The organism is Marinibaculum pumilum, assembly GCF_042646425.1.
GTDB lineage: Bacteria > Pseudomonadota > Alphaproteobacteria > Ferrovibrionales > Ferrovibrionaceae > Marinibaculum > Marinibaculum pumilum.
The window spans coordinates 207,078-230,364 of the sequence record NZ_JBHRTR010000048.1 but is presented as its reverse complement, the minus strand read 5'-3'; the positions used below and the strand labels follow the sequence as shown (position 1 = coordinate 230,364).

Sequence of the window (23,287 nt, the reverse complement as noted above, 5' to 3'; positions counted from 1 at the left end):
CGGCCGGGATTGTCTATTGCATAATGAGGAAAAGATTTACCTATGGGGAAAACACCATGTCAATCGCCGGCGCGGCGGCGGACCATGACGGGGAAGAGGCGCGGCCACGTACCCGCGGCATCCAGTCGGTCGACCAGGCCATGACCCTGCTGCGGGCGCTGGCAGCCGCGCCCGGCCCGCTGTCGCTGACGGCACTCAGCGCCGCCGCCGGCATGCCGCCGAGCAAGGCGCATCGCTATCTTGCCAGCCTGGTCGCCGGCGGGCTGGCGGTGCAGCGCCGGCGGTCCGGCCAGTACGACCTGGGTCCGCTGGCGATGGAACTGGGGCTGGCAGCGCTCAGCCGGCTGCAGCTGGTGAACCGGGCGGCCGACCTGATGCCACCCCTGGTGGAGGCGACGGGCGCCACGGCCCTGCTGGCGGTCTGGAGCAATGCCGGCCCGGTCATCGTGCGCTGGGAACGGGCCGCCCGCTATGCGGTCACGACCCTGGGCCTGGGCTCGGTGCTGCCGCTGACCCGCTCGGCCACCGGCCATGTCTTCCTGGCCTGGCTGCCGGAACGGCTGACGGCGGAGGTGCTGGCCCTGGAGAAAGGAACGCTAGAAGACACGGCGCCGGACCGAGCCGAACTGCTGGCGATGATCGATAGGGTGCGCCGGGACGGGATGGCGCAGGTCGATGGCCGGCTGATCCCCGGCCTCTACGCCGCCAGCGTGCCGGTTCTCAACTGGCAGGACGAGGCGGAAGCGGCGATCACCCTGATCGGGCCACTGCCGGAGCTGACCGCTCCCGGCAGTCCGGCGGTTGCCGCGCTGCGCGCTGCCGGAAGGGAGGCATCGGTCCGCAAGGGCTGACAGGCGGCACGCCCGGTGGACTGGCGGGCCCCGGCAAGGCTGGCCGCCGGCTCATCGCGGTTCCCGCAGGCGGCGGACATGCGGCTTGTCGGAATAGACATGCAGCTTGCCCTCGCCGTCGAGGGTCGCGCGACCGCCGGTGGGATCCGCGGTTTCTTCCGGCGTGGCCTCGGCGCCCAGGCTGGGCTCCAGCGTGTCGCTGCCGCGCTCGACGATGCCGACGATTTCCCGTTCCTCGTCCAGGACCAGGACGAAGGGGTGCTCGTCCAGCAGGGCCCGCACCTTCTGCGCGGTCTCCTCCGCGCCGCAGGTCGGCAGCGGCGATGCGGTCATGATGTCATGCACGGTCAGGCGATCCCACGCCTCGCGATCCGACGGCAGGTCGGCACGGTGCAGGGTGCCCACCACCTCGTCGGCGTCGAGCACAAGGATGCGATTCCGGCCGGAGGCGTCGAACCGCGCCTGTGCCTCGCAGAGATTGTGGTCGACATGAATGTCGGCATCCGCCGGATGCATGAGGTCTGCGGCTTTCATCGGTACGCTTGCGGATTGTTGATCCAAATCTCCGGGGAAACCCCCAGATCCTTGGGGAAACCCATCGGGCGGGGGCGAAGTTCCGCGCCGGAACCGCGGCTGCGTTCCGTCGTTACGTTCACATGATGGACGGCCTGGTCGACGCCCTGTTCAAGATCCCGCCCTGGACGGTGGTCGGGCGGCTGGCGCTCGCCTGCGCGCTCGGGGCCGTGATCGGCTTCGAGCGCGAGATGCAGCAGAAGGCCGCCGGCCTGCGGACCAACATGCTGACCGCCCTTGCCGCCGCAGCCTTTTCCCTCCTGTCCATGCATGCCGTCGACACCGTCGACGCTGCCTCCGGCCTGTCCGACGCGCTGCGCGTCGATCCGCTGCGCGTCTTCGAGGCGATCTCCGGCGCCGCCGCGGTGCTGGCTGCGGGGACGGTGATCGCGAGCCGTGGCCAGGTTTCCGGACTGACCACCGGTGTCACCCTGTGGCTGACCGCGGCGATCGGCGCCGGTGTAGGCCTGGGCTTCTACGGCCTGGCCATCCTGACCACCCTGTTCGCGGTGGCGACCCTGGCCCTGCTGGCGCGACTGGAAAAGAGGCGGGAGGAGTAGGTGCGCGGGCCGGTTTCCATCGCATTCTTCGATATGAAGCGCCAAAAATATTCGTTTGCCGGATGGCGGGGCGGGAAGGATCCTTCACGGCGATGACGAATTTCCGTCATCGCACAGGAGCACTCCAATGGCGAAGAAGCCTGAGGCGAAGCCGGCCCCGGCCGGAAAGCCGGCTGCCCCCAAGTCCGGCAAGAAGTGACGAAGCTGCCCCGGCGGGTCGCACCCGCCGGGGCGCGCCGGCCTGCCTCGCCCCTGCTCCCCGCAATCCCCTTATACTGGACCCATGAGCGACGAAGCCGAACCCTGGCCCAGGGATATCGCCGTCCTGCTGGGCGACCCGCGCCTGTCGGACCGGACCAAGCTGGACGGCGCCTGGTCGGCGGAAGACCATCATGCCCGCCGCCTGATGCGCGAGGCCCTGCAGGCCGCCGCCGACAGCCGCCGCGCGGAGGTGCGATTCCGCTTCCTGGATCGGCATGCCACCCTGCTGGACGATCTGGCCAACGACCCGCCGGACTTCGCGGTGAACTTCTGCGATACCGGCTACGGCAACCGCCCCGACCGCGAACTGCACATCGCCGCCTATCTGGATCTGCTGGGCATCCCCTACAGCGGCGCCGGCCCGCAGGCGATGGTCACCTGTTTCGACAAGGCCCTGGTCCGCCTGGCGGCACAGGGCCTGCAGGTGCCGGTGCCGGAGGAGCGCTTTGCCGAGGATGCCGCGGCGATGCCGGTCGCCGACCTGTCCTACCCGGCCCTGCTGAAGCCCTGTCGTGCCGACGGATCGACGGGCATCACCAAGGGCGCGGTGGTCGGCGATGCCGCCGCCGCGGAGGCCCAGCTGGCGCGACTCGCCCGCGACTTTCCGGGAGAGCCGGTGCTGGCGCAGGAATTCCTGCCGGGCGCGGAGTACGGCATCGGCCTGATCGGCAATCCGGAAACCGGCCTGCAGGCGCTGACCCCGCTGCGGGTCGACTATAGCGGCCTGCCGGCGGACCTGCCGCAGATCCTGGGCTTCGAATCCAAGACCGACCCGGCATCGCCCTACTGGACGGACATCCGCTACCTGCCGGCCGAATTGCCCGCCGCGGCACAGGCGGAACTGGCCGGCCACGCCCGCCGGCTGTTCCGCCGCCTGGGGCTGCGCGACTATGGCCGCTTCGACTTCCGCACCGATGCCGCCGGCCGCATCAAGCTGCTGGAGGTCAACCCGAACCCCGCCTGGTGCTACGACGGCAAGCTCGCCCTGATGGCCGGCTTCGGCGGCATGGACTATCCCGCCCTGCTGGGGGCGATCCTGGATACCGCGCTCGCCCGCAGCCGGCCGGCGATCGCCTGAACCGCGGCTACAGCCCGCTGCGGCGGATCGGCAGGTCCCAGGTGCGCAGGCTGACGCTGCGCTCGCCCTCGAACGCCTCCTGCTCGGCATGGAAGCGGAAGGTGTCGTGGTCCGCGGTCAGGCGGGTGCGCGTTTCCAGCCGCACCTGCCAGCTGCCGCGCGACAGCCGGGTGCGCTGCACCACCTCCGCCGCCGCATGGGTCGGATCCTGGTCCTCGATCCGGCAGCGCTTCAGATAGCTGGAGGCGACGTCCAGGCCGATCGCCTCGATCCGCACCAGCGCCCCCTCGCCCAGTTCCGCCGCCTCGTCCAGCAGGGTGTAGACCGTGTCGCCGGTGACCAGGTCGCGTTCGATGGTACGGCGGAAGCGGGCCGGGTGCAGGCCGATATGCTCGTCGGTCGCCGCCATCTCTGCCGGCGGGAAGGGCGGCAGGTCGGCATCGGCCGGATCCTCCGGCCGCACCGGCAGGACCAGCCGGCTGCCGGCGGTGAGGAGCCGCGCCGTCACCGCCTGCGGCGAGGGCCAGACCATCGGCCAGTAGGCGGTGGAGACCGCCAGCCGGACCACATGGCCGGCCGGAAAGCGGTGGGCGATGTCGTTCAGCCGCAGATGCACCTTCATCGGTGCACCGGGAACCGCCGGCGCCACCCGGTCATGACCCAGGCGATGGCAGAGGTTCAGGATGCCGAAGCTCACCCGGGCTGAGGTGCCGTCGGGAAAGACGTCGCACAGCCGCACCGCCAGGAAGGCGGTCGGCCGGTCCACCGCAACCTGCAGCCAGACCTCCGGCGCGCCCAGGATCTCCATCGGCGCGTCCAGCGGCACGGTGTCGAAGCAGAGCGAGCGGCCGTCGTCGGGGCGCTGGTCCACCGGCATCTCGCCATCGGCGCCGAAGGCGCACCATTCGCCGCCGAAGAAGCCGGTGACCTGCGGCGACTGGATCGACAGCTCAGTCGCGGCTGTGGGTCCATGATCGGAGTCCGGGCGCAGCCCGGCGCCGGTCAGGTGCAGGTCCAGCGGCCGGATGCGCGGGCTGGGCCAGCTGTCCTCCGCCACCCAGCGGCCCGGTCGCTCCGCATAGTGCGGCTGCGGCGGCACGCTGTCCTGCATCCAGGCACGGTAGCGCGGCCCGGCCATCGCCGCCTCCTGCCCCTCGCCCTCCAGCCAGGCGCGCCACCAGGTCAGCGCCTCCTGCAGGAAGCCGATCGCCGGCCCCGGCAGCGGATCGTAGGGAAAGACATGGGCCCAGGGCCCGACGATGCCGCGGCACGGCACCTTCAGGCCGGCCAGCAGTCGCGGCACCGCGTTGGAATAGCCGTCGGCCCAGCCGCCAACCGCCAGCACCGGACAGGCGATCGCCTCGAAATTCTCGCAGACGGACCCGTGGCGCCAATAGGCGTCGCGGGTCGGATGGCCCATCCAGACCGCCGGATAGGGCTGCACCGCCGCCAGCCGGGCGGCCCAGGCGTCCTGCCAGCCATCTTGGCCGCCTTCCGCGCCGAACAGCTCCGGATCCGGCGGAAAGGCGGCGTAGTGCATCAGGATGGAGCCCCATTGCAGGTTCTCCATCAGCAGGCAGCCGCCCATGTAGTGGGCATCGTCGGCATAGCGGTCGTCGCTGGCGCAGAGCGTGATCACCGCCTTCAGGGCCGGCGGCCGCAGCGCCGCGATCTGCAGCGCGTTGAAGCCGCCCCATGAGATGCCGATCATGCCGACGGCGCCGCTGCACCAGGGCTGCGCCGCCAGCCAGGCGATCACCTGCAGGGCATCCTCATGCTCCTGCCGGCTGTATTCGTCGATGAACAGACCTTCGGAATCGCCGGTGCCGCGGATGTCGACACGGGCGCAGGCAATGCCATGGCCGGCGAACCAGCGGTGCATCTGGTCGTCGCGCCGCCGGGTCATGTCGCGCTTGCGATAGGGCAGATATTCCAGCACCACGGCGACCGGCCGCCCGCTCTCCGGCAGCCAGAGCCGGGCCGCCAGCCTTGTGCCGTCGGCCAGCGGGATCCAGGCATTCTCCACCTCCCGCACCGGGTGCGGGAATTCCGTCACGATACGGGTCAAGCAGCCCCCCTGCCGCCGCGAAACATGGTCATGCGGCGCCCTGCCGGTGGCGGCCGCGGCGCCGCGGCCCCAGCTTCTGCGCCGTCCAGAAGGCGAGCGCAAGCTGTTCGCGGTAGCGTTGGCCGGCTTCCAGGTCCCAGCAGTTGACGATCGCCAGCCGGAAACCGCCGGGCGGCATCGAATGCTGCTCCGGCGGCTTGTCCGGATGGAAGGTGATCTGCACCGAGGCGACCTCCGGCTGCGCACGGATCTGCTCGACGACATCCGCGGGCGGCGGCCGGTAGACCGGCCCGTGGGCGCCGAACAGCACCACGCTGTAGCCGTCGTGCGTCGGCGCATCCTCTTCCCGGAAGGTCCATTCGCCGCGCTGGTACAGCGCCACCAGCGAGTCCACCCAGCCCGGCCCGTACAGGTCCGGCCATTGGTCGGCGAAGCGCAGATGCGCCTCGATGATGCGGCCGCCGATGGTCTCGAAGTTCATCATGCCGGTATAGCCGCCGAACAGGCGGCCGATCCATGCGAACAGATAGGCCTCCAGCTCCGGCTTGTGGTCGGCCAGCACGGTCCAGTGGTCGAACACCCCGTCGCCGACCGCATGGCCGATCACGTGCCGGCACCAGACCGGCGTGCCGCGCAGCACCGCGACGTCGGTGCTGACATGCTCGCCTTCCAGCAGTTCGCTCCACATATGCCCGGGCAGCTGGCCGGCATGGTAGTCGTCGGCATCGGCGAAGACCCGGCTGCCGGCGCCCATGCCGCGCATGTTGTAGATCGGCTTGGAAAAGACCGGGAAGCGCTCCGGCTCCAGCCCGTGCGGGCCGCAATCCAGCCCCTGGCTCTCCGCGATCAGCAGCTTGTTGTAGATCCACCGCTGCTGCGGGTACCAGCGATAGGCATCGCCGTCCTCCGTGGGGATCAGGACATCCTCCGGACAGGGCACGGCTTCGAAATACTGCATTCGCCACGGATCGCGTTCGACGATGGGCATCGGTGTCTCCCCGGTCTGGGCCGCACCTCTCGGCATTGGCCGGCGCATCGGCCGGGACGGCGGGCAACGGGACCTGTGGCGCCATCATCCGACGGTTGCCGGCGAATGGCCACATTGTTGCGCGGGCGCCCCTACCCCTCCGCCAGCTGCGCGGCGCTGCGGCGCAGGGTGCGCAATGCCCGTTCCAGGCCGCTGCCGGCAGCATCCTGCGGGAACACCATATAGGCCGGATAGGCGAAGACCGGCGCCTGCGCCACCAGCCGCAGCGCGCCGCTGGCCAGGTGCGGCGCGGCCAGGCGGTGCGGGAAATAGCCGGAAGCCGGGTTGGCCAGCAGGTAGTCCAGGCCCAGCGAGCCCAGCTCCATGTACAGCCCCGGGGTCGACAGGTCGGGGAAGGCCAGGCCGTGGTCGGCCTGGAATTCCGGACCCCAGTCTATGTAGACATAGTTGCGGCCCAGATAGCCCTGGCCGGCCCGGCCGCGCGACCGCTTCTCGCTGGAGACCAGGACCAGCCGTTCCTCGAACAGCAGCTCCACCTCCAGGCCGGGCCGCCGTTCCGGCGTATACATCACCCCGACATCGAGCATGCCCCCCACCAGGTGCTGCATCAGGGCGGCGGAGGTGCCGAGTTCGGTGCGGATCGCGATCGCCGGCGCACTGCGCCGCATGCGGGTGACCCATGGCAGCAGGAAACCGTCCCACAGGCTGTAGGTGCCGCCGACGGTGAGCGCGGCGTCGTAGCCGGCCGGCAGGGAGACCTCCAGCCGCGCCTGCTGCCAGACCCGGACGAAGGCCAGAGCATGTTTCTGGAACTGCTGCCCTGCGGCGGTCAGGGTGGCGCCGGACTTGTTGCGCTCGAACAGGGTCTTGCCGAGCTGCGCCTCCAGGGTCTTCACCCGCATGCTGACGGTGGACTGGGTGACGTGCAGCCGCGCGGCCGCCTCCACGAAGCTGCCGCTGTCGATCACCGCCAGGAAAGTGCGCGCCAGCTCGACATCCATGCCCGCGCACTATCGCGCCGCCGGATTCGCGCGACAAGGCGGAATCGCCGAGAGCGACCTTGGCGATTGACGGCCGTACCCCGCTTCGGCATAGACTCGTGCCTGACGGTGTCCCGGTACGAAATCCGGCCGGGATGAAAAGGGAATGCAGTGCGGCCCCGCCCCTGGTGGCGCATGGCCAAATCTGCAGCTGTACCCGCAACTGTAGGCGGCGAGTCCCGGTCCACCGACATGCCACTGCCGGCAGGCGGCGCAAGCCGCGCCCCGGCGGGAAGGCCGGACCGGCGACGACGACCCGCGAGCCAGGAGACCTGCCGTCGACGTCGCCCGTCCCGCGGCCGGGAATTGCCGAGGGCACGGATCGATCCGTCGAGGCGACATGCATTGCGCATGCGCGGCGTCGGCCATCCGGCCGCCGTTCCGGTCGGCCTCGACGGTGAACCGCACCCCGAATCCGGCCATCCGGCGGCCGATCCTCGTCCGCGTCATGCGCACCACCATGACGTCTCGACGGGGGTCGCATGACACGCCAGATCTGTCTTTCCGCGGCCGGCATCCTGCTGGCCGGCATCGCCGCATCCACAGCCATCGCCCAGGAGGCCGGGCGGCCGCTGCGCCTGGAGCCCGTGGTCGTGACCACACCGAACCTCACGCCGACGCCGATCAACGAGGTCGGCAGCGCGGTATCGGTGCTGACGGCGGAGGAACTGGAGGACCGCCAGACCAGCCGGCTGCAGGATGCCCTGAACACCCTGCCCGGCGTCGATGTCAGCCCGAACGGCGCGACCGGTGCCGCCACCCCGGTCCGGATCCGCGGCCTGGGCCCCCGCAACACGCTGGTGATCGTCGACGGCATCGAGGTCGCCGACCCCTCGCGTGCCCAAGTGGTCTATGAATTCGGCACCATGCCGGTCGATTCGATCCGGTCGGTCGAGGTGCTGCGCGGCCCGCAATCGGCGCTCTACGGCGCCGACGCGTCCGGCGGCGTGATCAACATCGTCACAAAGGACCCGACGAAGCCGTTCCAGGCCTCCGGCCTGGCGGAGGCGGGCTCCTATGGCGAGATCCGCACCAATGCCGGGGTGGGCGGGGTGCAGGGGCCGGTGACCTTCAGCGCCGATGCCGCCACCTTCCGCACCCGCGGCTATTCCAGCTTCAGCGACAAGCGCGGCGGGTCGGAAGCCGACGACTTCCATTCCAAGTCGCTGCAGGGCAAGGCCAAGGTCGCCATCGGTGATAACGTCACCGCCTTCGCCAAGGGCCGCTGGGTCTGGGAGCGCCAGCCGAGCGATTCCGCGACCCGCGACCTGATCGACACCTATATCAAGAAGCAGGAGCAGTACTATCGCGCCGGCAGCGACATCAGCCTGCTGGACGGCCGGCTGACCACCACCATCGCCGCGAACTATAGCTGGCACCATCGGACTTATATCCGCGGCACCCTGAACGGCGACACCTACGACGGCACCAAGACCAAGCTGGAGGCGCGCAGCGCCTATGCCGTCTCCGACCGGGTCACCCTGGCCGGCGGCGTGGAGACGGAGGAGCAGCAGCTGCGCCAGCGGGCACCGAACTCCGCCGGTACGCCGGCGCTGGGCAGCATCGATGCCACGGTCGGCACCAATTCCGCCTTCGGCGAGGCGCAGGTGGAGCCGTGGCGCAACCTCACCCTCACCGTCGGTGGCCGCTACGACGACAACCAGCAGTTCGGCGGCGAGTTCACCTGGCGCGGCACCGCCGCCTGGTTCCTGCCCGACTGGATCGCGCCTGGCTGGGGCACGAAGTTCCGCGGCAGCTACGGCACAGGCTTCGTCACGCCGTCGCTCTATGAGCTGAACGATCCCTGCATCGGCTTCTCCGACCTGAAGCCGGAGAAGAGCAAGGGCTTCGACTTCGGCATCGACCAGAGCCTGCCGCAGGGCCGGCTGGACCTGAGTGCCACCCTGTTCCGGGTCGATATCCGCGACCAGATCGCCTATGACAGCTTCCGCACCCTGCCGGCCGCCTGCCAGCCCTATTTCGGCACCACCGGCGGCTATGGCAATCGCGACACGGTGCGCTCCGACGGTGTCGAGTTCGCCGTGGCGGCGGAGCCGGTCGACCGCTTCGTCGTGCGCGGCAGCTATACCTACGACCGCGCCAACGACACCTCCACCGACACCTCGCTGGCCGACGTGCCGGCGCACAAGGCCTATCTGGACCTCTCCTACGGCGTGACCGATGCGCTGCGGGTCGGCGGCAGCGCGCGCTACCAGTCGAGCCAGCGCAACTTCGTCGGCTGGTCCGATCCCTTCACCGTGTTCGGCCTGCGCGCCGACTACGACCTGCGCCCGAACGTGAGCCTGTTCGGCCGGGTGGAGAACGTCCTGAACCACCAGTACGAGGAACGGGCCGGCATCGGCACGCCGGACCGTTCCGTCTATGCCGGCATCCGCGCCCGCTTCTGATCGCCGCAGGAAAGGCCATCCCATGACAGCACTCGCGAAGCCCTATCGGACCGAGGAACTCGGCACCGGCCGCCTCGACATCTTCCCGATCCCGGCGGAAGAGACGGTCCTGCTGAAGGCCTTCGAGGAGATCTTCCGCAACCACTGGTCGGAGATCCATTTCGGCTATCTGGTGCAGGGCGCCGCCTTCGAGGCGAAGGCCCCCGGCCCGCCGCAGCGCATCGGCGTCATGAAAGGCTATCTGACGGTCGATTTCGGCGCCTGGCATTTCCACGTCTGCATCGGCGCCTACAAGGACAAGGACCCGGAACTGTCGCGCATCCGCCCGACCGCGCGGGCGGAGCTGTACCGCACCCTGAAGGCCGACGACACGCCGGGCTCCTGGGGCCTGCGGCTGTTCAACGGCCGCGGCGAGCACCAGTTCCAGGTCTTCCTGCCGCATCCCTTCCTCTCGCCCGACCAGCAGATCGAAGCCGAACCGAGCTGGGAGCGGCTGGCGCTGTGGGACAAGCTGCGCGCACGGCTGCTCGGCCTCGCCCCGGACCCGGTCGACCGCGCCGCCACCGGCGTCCGCCACTGACGGAGCTGGCCTTGCACCGCATGCTGCACGCCGCCGCCGTGGCGGTGGCCGTGCTGCTGGCACCGCAGTCTGGCAATGCCGACGCGGCGATCCCGACCGTGATGTCCACCAGCCTCTGTGCCGACCAGTTCGCCCTGGCCCTGCTGCCGCCGGAGCGGATCCTCAGCCTCTCGCAATCGGCCGCCGACCCGGATCTCTCGATCCACTGGCGGCAGGCGGCAGCAATGCCCGGCAACCGCGGTACCGTCGAGGAAATCGTGATGGCCCGGCCGGACATCGTGATCGCCGATGCCTGGGGCGTCGACAAGACCCGCGACTTCCTGGAGGCGGAGGGGATGGAGGTGATCGCCCTGCCGCTGCTCGAGGACCTGGGCGAAATCGCCGACCTCACCGAAACCGTGGCGGCGCGGCTGGGCGTGGCGGAGCGCGGCCGGCAGCTGGCCGCGGCGATGCGCGCCCGCATCGCTGTGGCGGAGCGCGAGGAGGGGGCGGAGCGCGAGGAGGGGACGGAGCGCGAGGCGGGTGCACGGCCGCGCACCCTGTACATGTCGCCCGGCGGCACCACCGCCGGGCCCGGCAGCTTCGGCCACGAGGTGCTGCGCGCCGGCGGCGCGGAGAACATCGCGGCGACGGAAATGGGCCTGCAAGGCTGGGGCACGATCGGGCTGGAGCAGGCCATGCTGGCCGACCCGGACCTGCTGGTGCTCAGCTTCTTCCGCGACAACGCCTTCTCGCTGACCCAGCGGATGCGCTTCCATTCCGGCTTCCAGGCCCTGCTGGACCGGGTGCCGGCGACCGAGATCCAGGGCCGGCACTGGATCTGCTCAGGCTGGTTCCTGATGCTGGCGATCGCCGACCTGAGGATCGGCATCGCGGAGCTGCGCCGCGACGGCGGCCTGCCATGACCGCCGCCCAGACCCCTGCTGCCCAGACCACTGCTGCCCAGACCGCCGCCGCCCGGCGCGAACCGCCGCCCCCCGCCCTCCTGGCCGCAGCCCTGGTTGCGCTGCTTGTGCTGAGCCTGCTCGCCTCCATCATCACCGGCTATGTCGACCTGCCGGCCGGCACCGTGCTGGGCACCCTGCTCGCCGGCGGCAGCGGCGATGCGGCACTGGACCTCGTGGTGCTGGAGATCCGCCTGCCCCGCGCCCTGCTGGGCGCCACCGTCGGCGGCGCGCTGGGCGCGGCCGGCGCCGCGATGCAGGGCCTGCTGCGCAATCCCCTGGCCGATCCCGGCATCATCGGCGTCTCGCAATGCGCGGCGCTGGGCGCGGTGGCGACGATCTATTTCGGCCTGGCCGGGGCCAGCGTCTGGCTGCTTCCCGCCGCCGGGATGGCCGGCGCCATGCTGGCCGCCATCGCGATGCAGGTCCTCGCCGGCCGCGACGCCAGCGTCCTCACCGTCATCCTGGCCGGGGTAGCGATCGGCAGCATCGCCTGGTCGCTGACCTCGCTGGCGATGAACCTGTCGCCCAATGTCTGGGCGGTGCGCGAGATCGTGTTCTGGCTGCTGGGGTCGCTGAAGGACCGCAGCAACACCGAGATCCTGGCCGCGGCGCCGTTCGTCGCCGCAGGCCTGGCCCTGATCTTCTCCTGCGGCCGCGGCCTGGAGGCCCTGGCGCTGGGCGAGGAGACGGCAGCCAGCCTGGGGGTCAACCTGAACGCGCTGAAGGCACGGGCGATCCTTGGCGTGGCGCTGGCCGTCGGGGCCGCGGTCTCGATCGCCGGCAGCATCGCCTTCGTCGGCCTGATGGTGCCCCACGTCATGCGCCCGCTGGTCGGACAGCGGCCGCAGCCCCTGCTCTGGGCCAGCGCGCTGGCCGGCGCGATCCTTGTGGTCGCCGCCGACATCGTCACCCGTGCCGCGCCGACCAACCAGGAGCTGAACCTCGGTGTCATCACCGCACTTCTGGGGGCGCCGTTCTTCCTGACCCTGATCCTGCGCAGCCGCCGGTCGGTGCGATGATTGGCCATGCGATGATGGGGATGGCTGGCGCCTTGCAGGCGGAGCGGGTCGATGTCGTCCAGGGCCGCCGCCGCGTGGTGCAGGGGGTGTCGCTGCAGGTGGCGCCCGGCGAGATTGTGGGCCTGCTGGGCCCGAACGGCTCGGGCAAGAGCACCCTGCTCAAGGCGATGCTCGGCCTGAAGCCTGCCGCTGCCGGCCGCATCCTGCTGGACGGCGCACCGCTCGCCGGCATGGACCGCCGGAGCGCGGCGCGGCGCATCGGCTACCTGCCGCAGGACGCGGTCAGCGACTGGCCGCTCAAGGTGCGCCATGTCGTGTCGCTGGGGCGAACCCCGGAACTCTCGCCGCTGCGCGGCCTGTCGGCCGCCGACCTGGCGGCGGTGGAAGGTGCGATGGCGCTGATGGACTGCAGCCACCTGGCCGACCGGCCGGTGACCGCTCTGTCCGGCGGCGAACGCAGTCGGGTGATGATGGCGCGGGTGCTGGCGGGAGAACCGGATTATCTGCTGCTGGACGAGCCGGCGACCGGCCTGGACCCGCACCACCAGCTGCGCCTGCTCGCTGCCCTGGCGGCGCTTGCCCGGCCGCCGCAGGGCAAGCGCCGCGGCATCCTGCTGGTGCTGCACGACCTGGTCCTCGCCGCCCGCTTCTGCGACCGGGTGCACCTGATCGCCGAGGGCCGCACCCTGGCGGACGGGCCGCCGGCGACCGCCCTTTCCGCCGACTCGATCGAACGGGCCTTCGCGGTGCGACCGCTACTGTTGCCGGCCGGCGGTACCATCGTGCCGCTGGCCTGGGAGATCGGTTCCTGAAAGCGGCCTGTCGGCCGAAACCCTATGGTGCCAGGCGCTGCAGCATGCGGACCAGGTCGCGGTCGGCCACCGGCTTGCTCAGCCGCGGCGCGTCGCGCAGGGCGGGATCGTCCAGCGCCAGGCGGGCATAACCGGTGACCAGTGCGAAGGGGATGCTGGCCTCCAGCAGCCGGCGCGCGACCGGGGCGACCGTCTCGTCGCCCAGATTGACGTCCAGCAGTGCCGCCCGGGGCAGACCCTGGTCCAGCAGGGCATTGGCATCGGCGACACTGGGCGCCGGGCCGAGGACGTTGTAGCCCAGGGCGATCAGGCGGTCCTCCATCTCCATCGCCACCAGCACCTCGTCCTCGACCACGAGGATCGTGCCGGTGACCAGCCCGGCCGCGGCGGCATGTTCTGTTTCCGTCGTCATGCTGCCCTCTTGAGCGGGAAGTCCATCGCACAGACGAAGCCGTCCGGGGCGAAGCCGAGATCCGCATGGCCACGCAGCTGGTAGGCGACGGCGCGCCGGATCAGGATCGTGCCGAAGCCCTCATGGTCCTGCAAGCCGGCCTCCCGCGTACCGGGCGGCAGCTGCGCGCCCTGTTCGCGCCATTCCAGATGCAGGCGGTCGCCATCGTTGCGCCAGGTCACCAGGATACGCCCGCCAGAGTTCGAAAGTGCCCCGTGCCGGGCCGCGTTGCTGGCCAGCTCGTGCACGATCAGGGCGAAGATGGTGACCTGGTTCGGCGACAGGGCGACCGGCGGCCCGTCCATCACGATCCGGTCGGGGCTGTCCTGGAGGAACGGCGCCAGCAGGTTGTGCAGGAGGGATCGCAGCGGCGCACGGTCCAGCGAGGTCTCCAGCATCGTGCCATGGGCAAGGGCCAGCGCCTTCATGCGGCTGAGAAAGGCAGTGCGAAAGCTGGCGACATCCTCGCCCCGGGTCTGTATCGCCAGCGACTGCACCAGGGCCAGCAGGTTCTTTACCCGATGCGCGATCTCGATCACCCGCGGGTCGGTCAGCCCGGCGGTGATCGCCGCCGGGCTGCCGGGCAGCGGCGCTTGCACGGTATCGAAAGTCAGCAGCATCATCGACGCAGAATGCTCATCGGGCCGGATCGGGCAGCCGTTCACGGTCATGCGACGGCCATCCAGGCATTCCAGCGGACAACCGTTGAACGCACGCTCTTCCGGCAGGACCCGCCGAACGGCATCGCTGAAATCCGGCCCGTCCCAGCGACAGGCCTGCAGCCGCGCCAGTTCGCGCCCGGACAGATTGCCGCCATCGCCCACCAGCGTGCCGAACGCCGGGTTGGCAACAACGATCCGCATGCCGCCGTCGATCGCCGCCGCGGGCGCAGCCACCGCGCCCACCACGGCACCGGCGAGGCGGACCAGATTCTCTGGAACCACCGCTGGGCCTGAAGGTGTCATCCTGGAAAGGTACCGCGTTTGCGTATGCATGCAATCGTCCCAATGATCCAGCACCCCGCGCGGTTCCACGGCTGCCGCATTATACGCCATTTGGACGAATCCGCTGCGCTTGGTCCCTTACCAGCCGAGCAGCCAGGCGCCGGCAGCGAGGCAGACCAGGCTACCGCCCAGCAGCAGGCAGCAGGTCACCGTCATGTCCAGGGCCGCGCGCATATGCTTCGCCCGGGCGTCGAAGCCGGCGCCATTGACCCAGGGCTCGGGGGAGATCCGGCCGTCGTAGCGGCGCGGTCCCGACAGCCTGACACCCAGCGCGCCGGCCATCGCCGCCTCGGGCCAGCCGGCATTCGGGGACCGGTGGGCCCGCGCATCCCGCGCCATCACTGCCAGCGACCGCCGCCAGTGCCGGCCGGCGCTGGCGGCGATCAGCAGGCCGGTCAGGCGGGCCGGGATCCAGTTCACGGCATCGTCGAGCCGCGCCGCAGCCCAGCCGAAAGCACCGTAGCGGGGCCCGCGATGGCCGATCATCGAATCGGCGGTATTGATCGCCTTGTAGACGGCGATTCCCGGCAGGCCGAACAGGCAGCCCCAGAAGACCGGCGCCACCACCCCGTCCGACAGGTTCTCCGCCAGGCTCTCCAGCGCCGCGCGGCGCACCTCCGGCGGCTGCAGGTCCGTCGTGTCGCGGCCGACGATGCGCGACAGGGCGACCCGGCCGGTCGCCAGGCCGTCGATCCGCAGCCCGTCCTCCACGTCGCGGACATGCTCCACCAGGCTGCGCTGCGCGATCAGGATGCCGGCCAGCAGCGCCTCCACCAGGATGCCGCCGGGCAGGCGCGACAGCAGGTGCTGGATCGTCCAGGCCACGATCCCGACGATACCGACCAGCAGCAGCAGCGACAGGATGCCGGCCAGGCGCCGCCGCCCATCGGCTGCGCCGTCGTGATTGAACGACCGGTCGGCCCGGTCGACGATCCGGCCCATCAGCACGACCGGATGCGGCAGGCGCCGCCACAATCTGGGGGGGTCGCCGATCACTCCGTCGGCCAGCATGGCCATCGCCATCATGATCAGGGTCTGGGCGACCATCCCGGCTCCTCGGCCAGGGCCAGCAGCCCGTCCAGGTCCAGATGCGCCTCCAGCGCCTCCGCGATCTCGTCCAGGGCGGCGTCGACGCCCGCCTCGAAGGGAAGGCCGGAAGCGGTACCGGCCCGCAGGCTTTCCAGCCAGGCGGCGCGGAAGCCGTCCGACCCGAACAGGCCGTGCAGATAGCTGCCCTCCACCCGGCCGTCGGCGCTGCGGGCCCCGTCCGGCCGGCCGTCCAGCAGCACAAGCGGCCGCGCGGCATCGGGGCCCTCGGTGGCACCCATATGGATCTCGTACCCCCGCACCGCCGCCCCGCCATAGTCCGGCGCGATACCCTGCGCCTCCCGGACCACCTTCTGCGCCGCCATCGCGGTGGCGACGTCCAGCAGGCCGAGGCCGGGCGAACTGCCCGGCGCGCCGTCGCTGCCCTGCGGATCGTCGACCCGGCGTCCCAGCAGCTGCAGCCCGCCGCAAAGCCCCAGCACCCGGCCGCCGGCGCGGCGATGGGCGATGATGTCGATATCCCAGCCCTGTTCCCGCAGCATCGCAAGATCGCCGCGGGTGGACTTGGTGCCCGGCAGAACGATGGCATCGGCATCGCGCGGCAGCGGCCGGCCCGGCGGCACGAAGGCGACCGACACCGCCGGCTCCGCCAGCAGCGGGTCCAGGTCGTCGAAATTCGCGATCCGGGACAGCATCGGCACCGCGATCGAGACCGGCGGCCGGTCGCCACCCCGCCCCGCAACCGGCCGTTCCAGCCGCACCGCATCCTCCGCAGGCAGCCGCGCCGTCGCCGGCAGCCAGGGCAGGACGCCGACCGGATGCCAGCCGGTGCGCCCGGCGACGAAGTCCATCCCGTCGGCGAACAGCGCCGGATCGCCGCGGAACTTGTTGACCAGGAAGCCGCGGATCCGTGCCGCATCCGGCGGCGACAGCACCGCGGCGGTGCCGACCAGGGCCGCGATCACGCCGCCGCGGTCGATATCGCCGGCCAGCACCACCGGAAGGCCCGCGGCCTCGGCAAAGCCCATGTTCGCCACGTCGCCGGCCCGCAGGTTGACCTCCGCGGCACTGCCGGCCCCTTCGACCAGCACCAGGTCGCGGCCCGCGCCGACCGTCGCGAAGCTGTCCAGGATCGCCGGCAGGAACCGCGCCCGGCGCGACCGCCAGGCGCCGGCCTCGATGCGCCCCTCGGCACGGCCCTGGATCACCACCTGGCTGCCGCGGTCGCTTTCCGGCTTCAGCAGGACCGGGTTCATGTGGACCGACGGGGCGATGCCGGCGGCCCGCGCCTGCAGCGCCTGTGCGCGGCCGATCTCGCCGCCCTCTGCGGTGACCGCGGCATTGTTCGACATGTTCTGCGGCTTGAACGGGGCCACCTTCAGGCCGCGGCGGGCATAGGCGCGGGCCAGGCCGGCGACCAGCACCGACTTGCCGACGTCCGAGCCGGTGCCCTGCACCATCAGGGCCCGCGGTCGGGCGGCCCTCATGCCCCCGAAACCGGGATCGGGCGGTCAGGCCACCACATGGCCGGGCGGCGGCAGGCGGACGATGAAATGCCCCTTGATCCCCTCCGGCCATTGCCGGAACGGCACCCGCCCCTCCGCGCTGTCGCGGTACAGGCGGAAGAAGGCGACCAGGGCCTGCGCATCCTCGTCGGTCGGCGCGAAGCCGCCCAGCACATAGCCGATCTTTCCCGGCGCGCGCAGATGCGCGGTGCAGTGGCGCGAACAGGCGAACAGGCAGGGCATTTCCTCCACCGCCACCGGCGGCTCGCCCTCTTCCACCGCCGCGGCCGCGGCGCGGCGCACCGCCGCGACGAAACGGGCGCCGCCGCGCCGGCCGTCCGGTGCCTCGCTCGCCTCCGCATCGAACCGGCAGGTGTTGCACAGCACGATCGCCGGCCCGGCATCGCTTTCACGCAGCAGCATGGCTCAGAACTCGATCCCGGCCTGCGCCTTCACGCCGTCGCGGAAGGGATGCTTCACCAGGCTCATCTCGGTCACCAGGTCGGCCGCCTCGATCAGCTCCGGCTTGGCGTTGCGGCCGGTGACGATGACATGGGTGTCGGCCGGCCGGTCGCGCAGGAAGGCGACGACCTCGTCCAGCGGCAGATAGTCGTTGCGCAGCACGATGTTCAGTTCGTCGCACAGCACCATCCGGATCTCCGGGTCCAGGATCATCTCCTTCGTCACCGCCCAGGCGCGCTCCGCCGCGGCGATGTCGCGGGCGCGGTCCTGCGTCACCCAGGTGAAGCCCTCGCCCAGCACCTCGATGCGGACCTGCTCGGGGAAGGCCTCCAGCACCGCCTTCTCGCCGGAGGTCCAGGCCCCCTTCACGTACTGCACCACGCCGACCTTCTGGCCATGGCCGATGGCGCGCATCACCATCCCCAGGGCCGCCGTCGTCTTGCCCTTGCCCTTGCCGGTATGGACGATCAGCAGGCCCTTCTCGATATTCTTCTCCAGCATCATCCGGTCGCGCGCTTCTTTCACCTTGCGCATCTTCTCCGAATGGCGGGTATCGTCGGGCGTCTCGGTCATGCCGGTTCTCCTTGCCGCCCCCCGGCACCGGCGGCCAGGGCCGCCAGGGTGTCGCGGGCGCTGTTGCTCTGCGGCCGCCAGAGGCCGCGCGCCATCGCCTCCTCGAACCGCGCCGCCATCTCGCGCAGGGCGGCCGGATTGCTGCGCGCCATGAAGTCGCGCACCGCGCGGTCGTCCAGATAGGCGTCGAACAGCAGGTCGAACTGGTGATCCTTCACCAGCCCGGTGGTAGCGGCGAAGGCATAGAGATAATCGACCGTGGCCGCCATCTCGAAGGCCCCCTTGTAGCCGTGCCGCATCGCGCCGGCGATCCATTTCGGGTTCGCCGCGCGGCCGCGCAAGACCCGCGCCAGCTCGTCCTCCAGCCGGCGGATGCGCGGCCGGCCGGGCTGCGCATGGTCGTTGTGATAGAGCTCCGGCGCGGTGCCGCGCAGATGCGCCACCGCCGCGGCCATGCCGCCCTCGAACTCGTAATACTCGCCGGAATCCAGCAGGTCGTGCTCGCGATTGTCCTGGTTCTGGACCACGGCGTCGGCACCGGCCAGGCGGGCGGCGAAACGCTCCCCGGCGGCCTCGCCCTCGCGCCCTGCGCCATAGGCAAAGCCGCCGCCGGCCAGATAGGCATCCGCCAGCTCGGCGCGATCGGCCCAGCCCCCGGAATCGATCATGCCCTGCAGCCCGGCGCCATAGCTGCCGGGGGCGGAGCCGAACACCCGCCAGCCGGCCTGCAGCCGTGCCTTCTCCGCCTCCATGCCGGCGGCGCGCAGCGCCCGCGCCTCGTCCGCCGCGGCGGCGGCCAGCGGGTTCTCCTCCGCCGGCTCGTCCAGCGCGATCACCGCCCGGGCCGCCGAATCCAGCAGGTCGATCTGGGCCGGGAAGGCATCGCGGAAGAAGCCGGAGACCCGGAAGGTGACGTCGACCCGGGGCCGGCCCAGGGCCGAGAGCGGCAGCACCTCGAAGCCGGTGACCCGGCGCGCCGCGGCGTCCCAGGTCGGCCGCACCCCCATCAGTGCGAGCGCCTGGGCGATATCGTCGCCGCCGGTGCGCATGTTGGCCGTGCCCCAGCCGGTCAGCGCCATGCGACGCGGCCAGTCGCCGTGGCGCTGCAGGTAATCCTCCACCAGCAGCTGCGCCGAGGCCCAGCCCAGCGACCAGGCCGCCGGGGTCGGCACCGACCTTGTGTCGACGGAATAGAAGTTCCGGCCCGTCGGCAGCACCTCGGGCCGGCCGCGGGTCGGCGCCCCGGACGGTCCGGGCGCGACGAAGCGGCCATCCAGCCCGCGCAGCAGGCCGTCCAGCTCCGCCGTGCCGCAGCCTGCCACCGCAGGCCGCAGCTCCGCATCGATCGCCGCCAGCACCGCCGCGGTGCCGGGCCAGCCCGGCTCCGGCGCCCGCGCGCCCTCCACCAGGGCCGCGGCAAGCAGCTCCAGCCGCTCCACCGTATCGCCGGCGATGCGCCAGGGTTCGTCCGACATCGCCGCCAGCGCCGGTGGCTGCGGCCCCGTCCAGGGCAGGGCCGGATCGGCCTCCAGCGGGTCCCAGCCCTGCAGGCCCAGATCGGCCGCCAGGGCCCGCAGCAGGGAGGCCTGGCCGTCGCGGCCATGGCCGCGCGGCAGGCGCGCCAGGGCAACCAGCAGGTCGCGGCACTGGCGCCCCTCCGGCGCGCGGCCGAAGACATGCAGCCCGTCGCGGATCTGCAGTTCCTTCAGTTCGCAGAGATAGGCGTCCAGCTGCTGCAGGCGGCGCTCCGCCGGGTCGCCGCAATCGCCCGCGGCCGCAGCCGCGGCGGGCAGCGACGCGGCGTCCAGGTCCCGGTCCAGGCCGATCCGCGCCATCAGCGCCAGGATCTCCTCCCGCAGCACCTCGACCCGCCGCGGATCGCCCTGCGCGGCGTCGTAATATTCGTCGACCAGCGCCTCCAGGTCCTTCAGCGGGCCATAGCTCTCCGCCCGGGTCAGCGGCGGGGTCAGATGGTCGACGATCACCGCCGCGCTGCGCCGCTTCGCCTGGCTGCCCTCCCCCGGATCGTTGACGATGAAGGGATAGAGATGCGGCAGCGGCCCCAGCGCCGCCTCCGGATAGCAGGAAGCCGACAGCGCCAGCGCCTTGCCCGGCAGCCATTCCAGGGTGCCGTGCTTGCCCAGGTGGATCACGGCATGGGCGTCGAAGGCGGTGCGCAGCCAGGCATAGAAGGCGAGATAGGCGTGCGGCGGCACCAGGGCGAGGTCGTGATAGCTGGCCAGCGCATCGACGTCGCGGCCGCGCGCCGGCTGGATGCCGACCAATATCCGGCCGAAGGCCAGCACCGGCAGCACGAAGCCGGCCGCGCCGTCCCGCACCGCCACCGTCGGATCGGCTTCCGGCGCGCCCCAGCGGGCCGTGACCGCCCGCCCCACCGCCGCCGGCAGACCGTCGAGGAAGGCCCGGTAGTCGTCGAGCGGCAGGAAGGCGCCGCCGTCGCGAACCGCTTCATTGGTCGGCCCGGCCGACAGGCCGCGCATCAGCGCGTCGCCGTCGGCGGGGATGCCGTCCACCGCATAGCCCGCGTCCTGCAGCGCCTGCAGCACCGCCACCGCGCTGGCCGGGGTGTCCAGCCCGACGCCATTGCCCAGCCGGCTGTCGCGGTTCGGATAGTTGGCGAGGACGACCGCAAGCCGCCGCTCCGCCGCCGGGGTGCGCCGCAGCCGCGCCCAGCGGCCGGCCTGCGCGGCGACGAAGCCCACCCGGCCGGGCTCCGGCACATGCGCCACGATCGGCCATTCCGTCGCCGCATCGAAACGCTCCTGCGCCTTGAAGGCGATCGCACGGCTGAGGATGCGGCCATCGACCTCCGGCAGGGCCACGTTCATCGCCATGTCGCGCGCGGTCAGGCCGGTACTGCCGTCCGCCCAGCCGTCCCGGTCGCCGGCCGCCAACACCGCCTGCAGCACCGGGCAGTCGGCGCCGCCTGGCGGCGCGGCATCGCCCGCCCCCGGCACGGCGACGGCAAAGGAGGTGCAGTTGACGATCACGTCGGGCGGATGGCCGGCGAACAGCTCCGCCAGCAGGTCGGCGGCGAAGCCGTCCTTCAGGCTCTGCACGAAGACCGGCAGCGGGTTCAGCCCCTCCGCCTGCAGGGCGGCGGTCATCGCGTCCACCGGCGCCGTGCCGCCGGACTGCACTAGGGCACGGTAGAACAGCAGCGCCGCCGTCGGCGCGCCGGCGCGCCACTGCGCCGTCACCATCGCCAGGTCGGCCCGTTCCGCCCCCGGCCAATACAGCCCGGCGGAGAGCAGCGGCGCCGGCTCCGCCCAGTCTGGAAAGTCCTGGCCACGGCCGATCAGGTCGGCGGCATAGAGCAGGAAGCTGCGGGCGTTGGGAATGCCGCCATGGTCGCCATAGGCCTGCAGGCGCGCCCGCGCCGCGCCGTCCAGGGTCGACATCGCGGCGAAGTCGGCATCCTCGCCGCCGCTGCCCGGCAGCAGCGCCAGGGCGATGCCGCGGTCGCGGCAGCAGGCGGCGATCTCGTCGATGCCGTAGGGCCAGTAGCCGCGGCCGCCCAGCAGCCGCACGCAGACCAGCCGCGCACGGCCCACGACCCGCTCGACATAGAGGTCGACCGACAGGTTGTGACGCAGCTGCAGCAGGTTGGCCAGCCGCACGGCGGGAAAGTCCGCCGGCAGGTCCGCCCGCGCCCGCGCCAGGCAGGCCAGTTCGCTGTCGGCCGTCGACAGCACGACGATCTCCCCCGGCGTCTGGCCGGGGTCGACCGCCTCGCTGCCGTCGTCGATGCGGCCGGGCTGGACGGCGAGAAGGTGCATCAGCCGGCGGCGGCTGCGGCCGCTTCCGCACCGCAGGCGGCCAGCACGGCCTGCAGGTCGGCGGCAATGGCGTCCCGGTCCAGCCCGGTCTCGCCGATCACCACCAGGCGGCTGGCGCGGTCGGCGGCGGCGCTGCGCTCCGCCGCGTTCCACGGCCGGTCGAAATGGTGCTGCACCCGCGGTCCCACCGCCTGCACCACCAGGCGCATCGGCTTGCCGGCGACGGCGGCGAAACCCTTCAGCCGCAGGATGCCGTGGCGGGCCAGGACCCCCGCCAGCGCCGCATCCAGCGGCGCCGGATCGGCGATCGCCGGGCCGGTGACGACGAAGCTCTCGAAATCGTCATGGTCGTGGTCAGGCTCGTCGTCGTGGTGCGACGGCCGCGCGGCGAGGTCGGCTTCCGCCGCCGCCTCCAGGCCCAGCAGATGAGCGGCGTCGATGGCGCCGTTGGCCACCGTCAGCATCCGCACGCCGGTGCGCAGCCGTCCCGACAGCTCGGCCCGCAGCTCTTCCAGCTTCGCAACGTCCACCAGGTCGGTCTTGTTCACGATCACCAGGTCGGCGCAGGCCAGCTGGTCCTCGAACAGCTCCTCCAGCGGGCTGTCATGGTCCAGCGCCGGGTCGGCGCCGCGCTGTGCGGCGACCGCTTCCTCGTCGGCGGCGAAGCGGCCTTCCGCCATCGCCGCGGCGTCGACCAGGGTGACCACCCCGTCCACCGTGACCCGGGTGCGGATCTCCGGCCAGGCGAAGGCCTTCACCAGCGGCTTCGGCAGAGCCAGGCCCGAGGTCTCGATGACGATATGCTCCGGCGCCGGGTCGCGGGCCAGCAGCATCTTCATGGTGGGCAGGAAGTCGTCGGCCACGGTGCAGCAGATGCAGCCGTTCGCCAGTTCCACCACATCCTCCTCCGGGCAGCCCAGGTCGCCGCAGCCCTTCAGGATCTCGCCGTCGACACCCAGGTCGCCGAATTCGTTGATGATCAGGGCGATGCGCCGGCCGCCGGCGGTGGCGATCAGGTTGCGGATCAGGGTGGTCTTGCCCGCGCCCAGGAAGCCGGTCACCACGGTCGCGCCGATCTTGCCGTGCCCGGGACGGACACCTCCGGGCATCGCCTTGCCGTCCGTTCCTGTCTGCATCCTGTCCTCCGCCTGCTGTTCGGCCTGGCGGCGGGTGAAGGGTCACGGGACCGGAGGGACCGCCCGGGCATCGCCGGGCATGGCAATCCGTGTCGCGTGGCCGGTGCACCCCGCCCGGGCCTGA

20 protein-coding genes and 1 riboswitch are annotated in these 23,287 nt (G+C 71.6%); of the genes, 8 read left to right on the top strand and 12 right to left on the bottom strand.

Translation table 11 applies throughout. The features are described from left to right. Nucleotides 1–56: 56 nt before the first annotated feature. Nucleotides 57–851 (top strand): IclR family transcriptional regulator, encoded by a 795-nt coding sequence (locus tag ACFOGJ_RS26130; RefSeq protein ID WP_379906197.1) that lies wholly within the window; start codon nucleotides 57–59, stop codon nucleotides 849–851. A gap of 51 nt (nucleotides 852–902) precedes the next feature. Here the strand turns inward: ACFOGJ_RS26130 and ACFOGJ_RS26125 are convergent, their stop codons facing one another. Then, a complete protein-coding gene (locus ACFOGJ_RS26125) occupies nucleotides 903–1,385 on the bottom strand; it encodes a CBS domain-containing protein (RefSeq protein WP_379906196.1) in 483 nt (160 codons plus the stop codon). Between the two features lie 122 nt (nucleotides 1,386–1,507). On the opposite strand from ACFOGJ_RS26125, the gene ACFOGJ_RS26120 reads away from it, so the two are divergent. After that, nucleotides 1,508–1,984: an MgtC/SapB family protein gene (locus ACFOGJ_RS26120; protein ID WP_379906195.1), complete on the top strand. Its 477-nt coding sequence runs from the start codon at nucleotides 1,508–1,510 to the stop codon at nucleotides 1,982–1,984. Nucleotides 1,985–2,267: 283 nt separating this feature from the next. Beyond that, nucleotides 2,268–3,323 carry a hypothetical protein gene (locus tag ACFOGJ_RS26115; protein WP_379906194.1) on the top strand — a complete coding sequence of 352 codons (1,056 nt, stop codon included), beginning with the start codon at nucleotides 2,268–2,270 and terminating at the stop codon, nucleotides 3,321–3,323. A gap of 7 nt (nucleotides 3,324–3,330) precedes the next feature. On the opposite strand, the gene ACFOGJ_RS26110 is transcribed toward ACFOGJ_RS26115, so the two are convergent. From ACFOGJ_RS26110 to ACFOGJ_RS26100, 3 genes are all read right to left on the bottom strand, one after another. Then, the gene (locus ACFOGJ_RS26110) at nucleotides 3,331–5,391 is read right to left on the bottom strand and encodes a CocE/NonD family hydrolase (protein WP_379906193.1); all 2,061 of its coding nucleotides are present in this window, start codon (nucleotides 5,389–5,391) and stop codon (nucleotides 3,331–3,333) included. 28 nt (nucleotides 5,392–5,419) lie between these two features. Further along, a complete protein-coding gene (locus ACFOGJ_RS26105) occupies nucleotides 5,420–6,379 on the bottom strand; it encodes a hypothetical protein (RefSeq protein WP_379906191.1) in 960 nt (319 codons plus the stop codon). 131 nt (nucleotides 6,380–6,510) lie between these two features. Further along, a complete protein-coding gene (locus tag ACFOGJ_RS26100) occupies nucleotides 6,511–7,380 on the bottom strand; it encodes a LysR family transcriptional regulator (RefSeq protein WP_379906189.1) in 870 nt (289 codons plus the stop codon). Between the two features lie 89 nt (nucleotides 7,381–7,469). Beyond that, a riboswitch (cobalamin riboswitch) is annotated at nucleotides 7,470–7,713 on the top strand. A 188-nt stretch (nucleotides 7,714–7,901) separates the two neighbouring features. Between ACFOGJ_RS26100 and ACFOGJ_RS26095 the strand changes: the two genes are divergently transcribed. From ACFOGJ_RS26095 to ACFOGJ_RS26075, 5 genes are read left to right on the top strand one after another with little or no spacing between them, the layout of a single operon-like run. Further along, on the top strand, nucleotides 7,902–9,827 hold the full coding sequence (locus tag ACFOGJ_RS26095) for a TonB-dependent receptor plug domain-containing protein (RefSeq protein ID WP_379906187.1): 1,926 nt from the start codon (nucleotides 7,902–7,904) through the stop codon (nucleotides 9,825–9,827). 22 nt (nucleotides 9,828–9,849) lie between these two features. Then, nucleotides 9,850–10,407 (top strand): DUF7676 family protein, encoded by a 558-nt coding sequence (locus ACFOGJ_RS26090; protein WP_379906185.1) that lies wholly within the window; start codon nucleotides 9,850–9,852, stop codon nucleotides 10,405–10,407. A 20-nt stretch (nucleotides 10,408–10,427) separates the two neighbouring features. Beyond that, the gene (locus ACFOGJ_RS26085) at nucleotides 10,428–11,312 is read left to right on the top strand and encodes an ABC transporter substrate-binding protein (RefSeq protein WP_379906237.1); all 885 of its coding nucleotides are present in this window, start codon (nucleotides 10,428–10,430) and stop codon (nucleotides 11,310–11,312) included. Further along, nucleotides 11,309–12,373 (top strand): FecCD family ABC transporter permease, encoded by a 1,065-nt coding sequence (locus ACFOGJ_RS26080; protein ID WP_379906183.1) that lies wholly within the window; start codon nucleotides 11,309–11,311, stop codon nucleotides 12,371–12,373. Before ACFOGJ_RS26085 ends, ACFOGJ_RS26080 begins: the two co-directional genes overlap by 4 nt. Before the next feature lie 20 nt (nucleotides 12,374–12,393). Then, nucleotides 12,394–13,185, top strand: a complete 792-nt coding sequence (locus ACFOGJ_RS26075; RefSeq protein ID WP_379906181.1) for an ABC transporter ATP-binding protein — start codon at nucleotides 12,394–12,396, stop codon at nucleotides 13,183–13,185. Nucleotides 13,186–13,207: 22 nt separating this feature from the next. Here the strand turns inward: ACFOGJ_RS26075 and ACFOGJ_RS26070 are convergent, their stop codons facing one another. The 8 genes from ACFOGJ_RS26070 to cobW form a co-directional block, all read right to left on the bottom strand. After that, entirely contained in the window at nucleotides 13,208–13,597 is a 390-nt protein-coding gene (locus ACFOGJ_RS26070; protein ID WP_379906180.1) for a response regulator, read from the bottom strand. Then, nucleotides 13,594–14,580, bottom strand: coding sequence for a sensor histidine kinase (locus ACFOGJ_RS26065; RefSeq protein WP_379906178.1), 987 nt, complete (start codon nucleotides 14,578–14,580; stop codon nucleotides 13,594–13,596). Before ACFOGJ_RS26065 ends, ACFOGJ_RS26070 begins: the two co-directional genes overlap by 4 nt. Before the next feature lie 138 nt (nucleotides 14,581–14,718). Further along, the gene (gene cbiB, locus ACFOGJ_RS26060; RefSeq protein WP_379906176.1) at nucleotides 14,719–15,687 is read right to left on the bottom strand and encodes an adenosylcobinamide-phosphate synthase CbiB; all 969 of its coding nucleotides are present in this window, start codon (nucleotides 15,685–15,687) and stop codon (nucleotides 14,719–14,721) included. Beyond that, nucleotides 15,669–17,174, bottom strand: a complete 1,506-nt coding sequence (locus ACFOGJ_RS26055) for a cobyric acid synthase (RefSeq protein ID WP_379906174.1) — start codon at nucleotides 17,172–17,174, stop codon at nucleotides 15,669–15,671. Before ACFOGJ_RS26055 ends, cbiB begins: the two co-directional genes overlap by 19 nt. A 24-nt stretch (nucleotides 17,175–17,198) precedes the next feature. After that, nucleotides 17,199–17,615: a DUF1636 domain-containing protein gene (locus tag ACFOGJ_RS26050; protein ID WP_379906172.1), complete on the bottom strand. Its 417-nt coding sequence runs from the start codon at nucleotides 17,613–17,615 to the stop codon at nucleotides 17,199–17,201. 3 nt (nucleotides 17,616–17,618) lie between these two features. Then, the gene (gene cobO / locus ACFOGJ_RS26045) at nucleotides 17,619–18,227 is read right to left on the bottom strand and encodes a cob(I)yrinic acid a,c-diamide adenosyltransferase (RefSeq protein WP_379906171.1); all 609 of its coding nucleotides are present in this window, start codon (nucleotides 18,225–18,227) and stop codon (nucleotides 17,619–17,621) included. After that, entirely contained in the window at nucleotides 18,224–22,027 is a 3,804-nt protein-coding gene (gene cobN, locus ACFOGJ_RS26040) for a cobaltochelatase subunit CobN (RefSeq protein WP_379906170.1), read from the bottom strand. Before cobN ends, cobO begins: the two co-directional genes overlap by 4 nt. Beyond that, on the bottom strand, nucleotides 22,027–23,163 hold the full coding sequence (cobW, locus tag ACFOGJ_RS26035) for a cobalamin biosynthesis protein CobW (RefSeq protein ID WP_379906168.1): 1,137 nt from the start codon (nucleotides 23,161–23,163) through the stop codon (nucleotides 22,027–22,029). Before cobW ends, cobN begins: the two co-directional genes overlap by 1 nt. Between the last annotated feature and the right edge of the window lie 124 nt (nucleotides 23,164–23,287).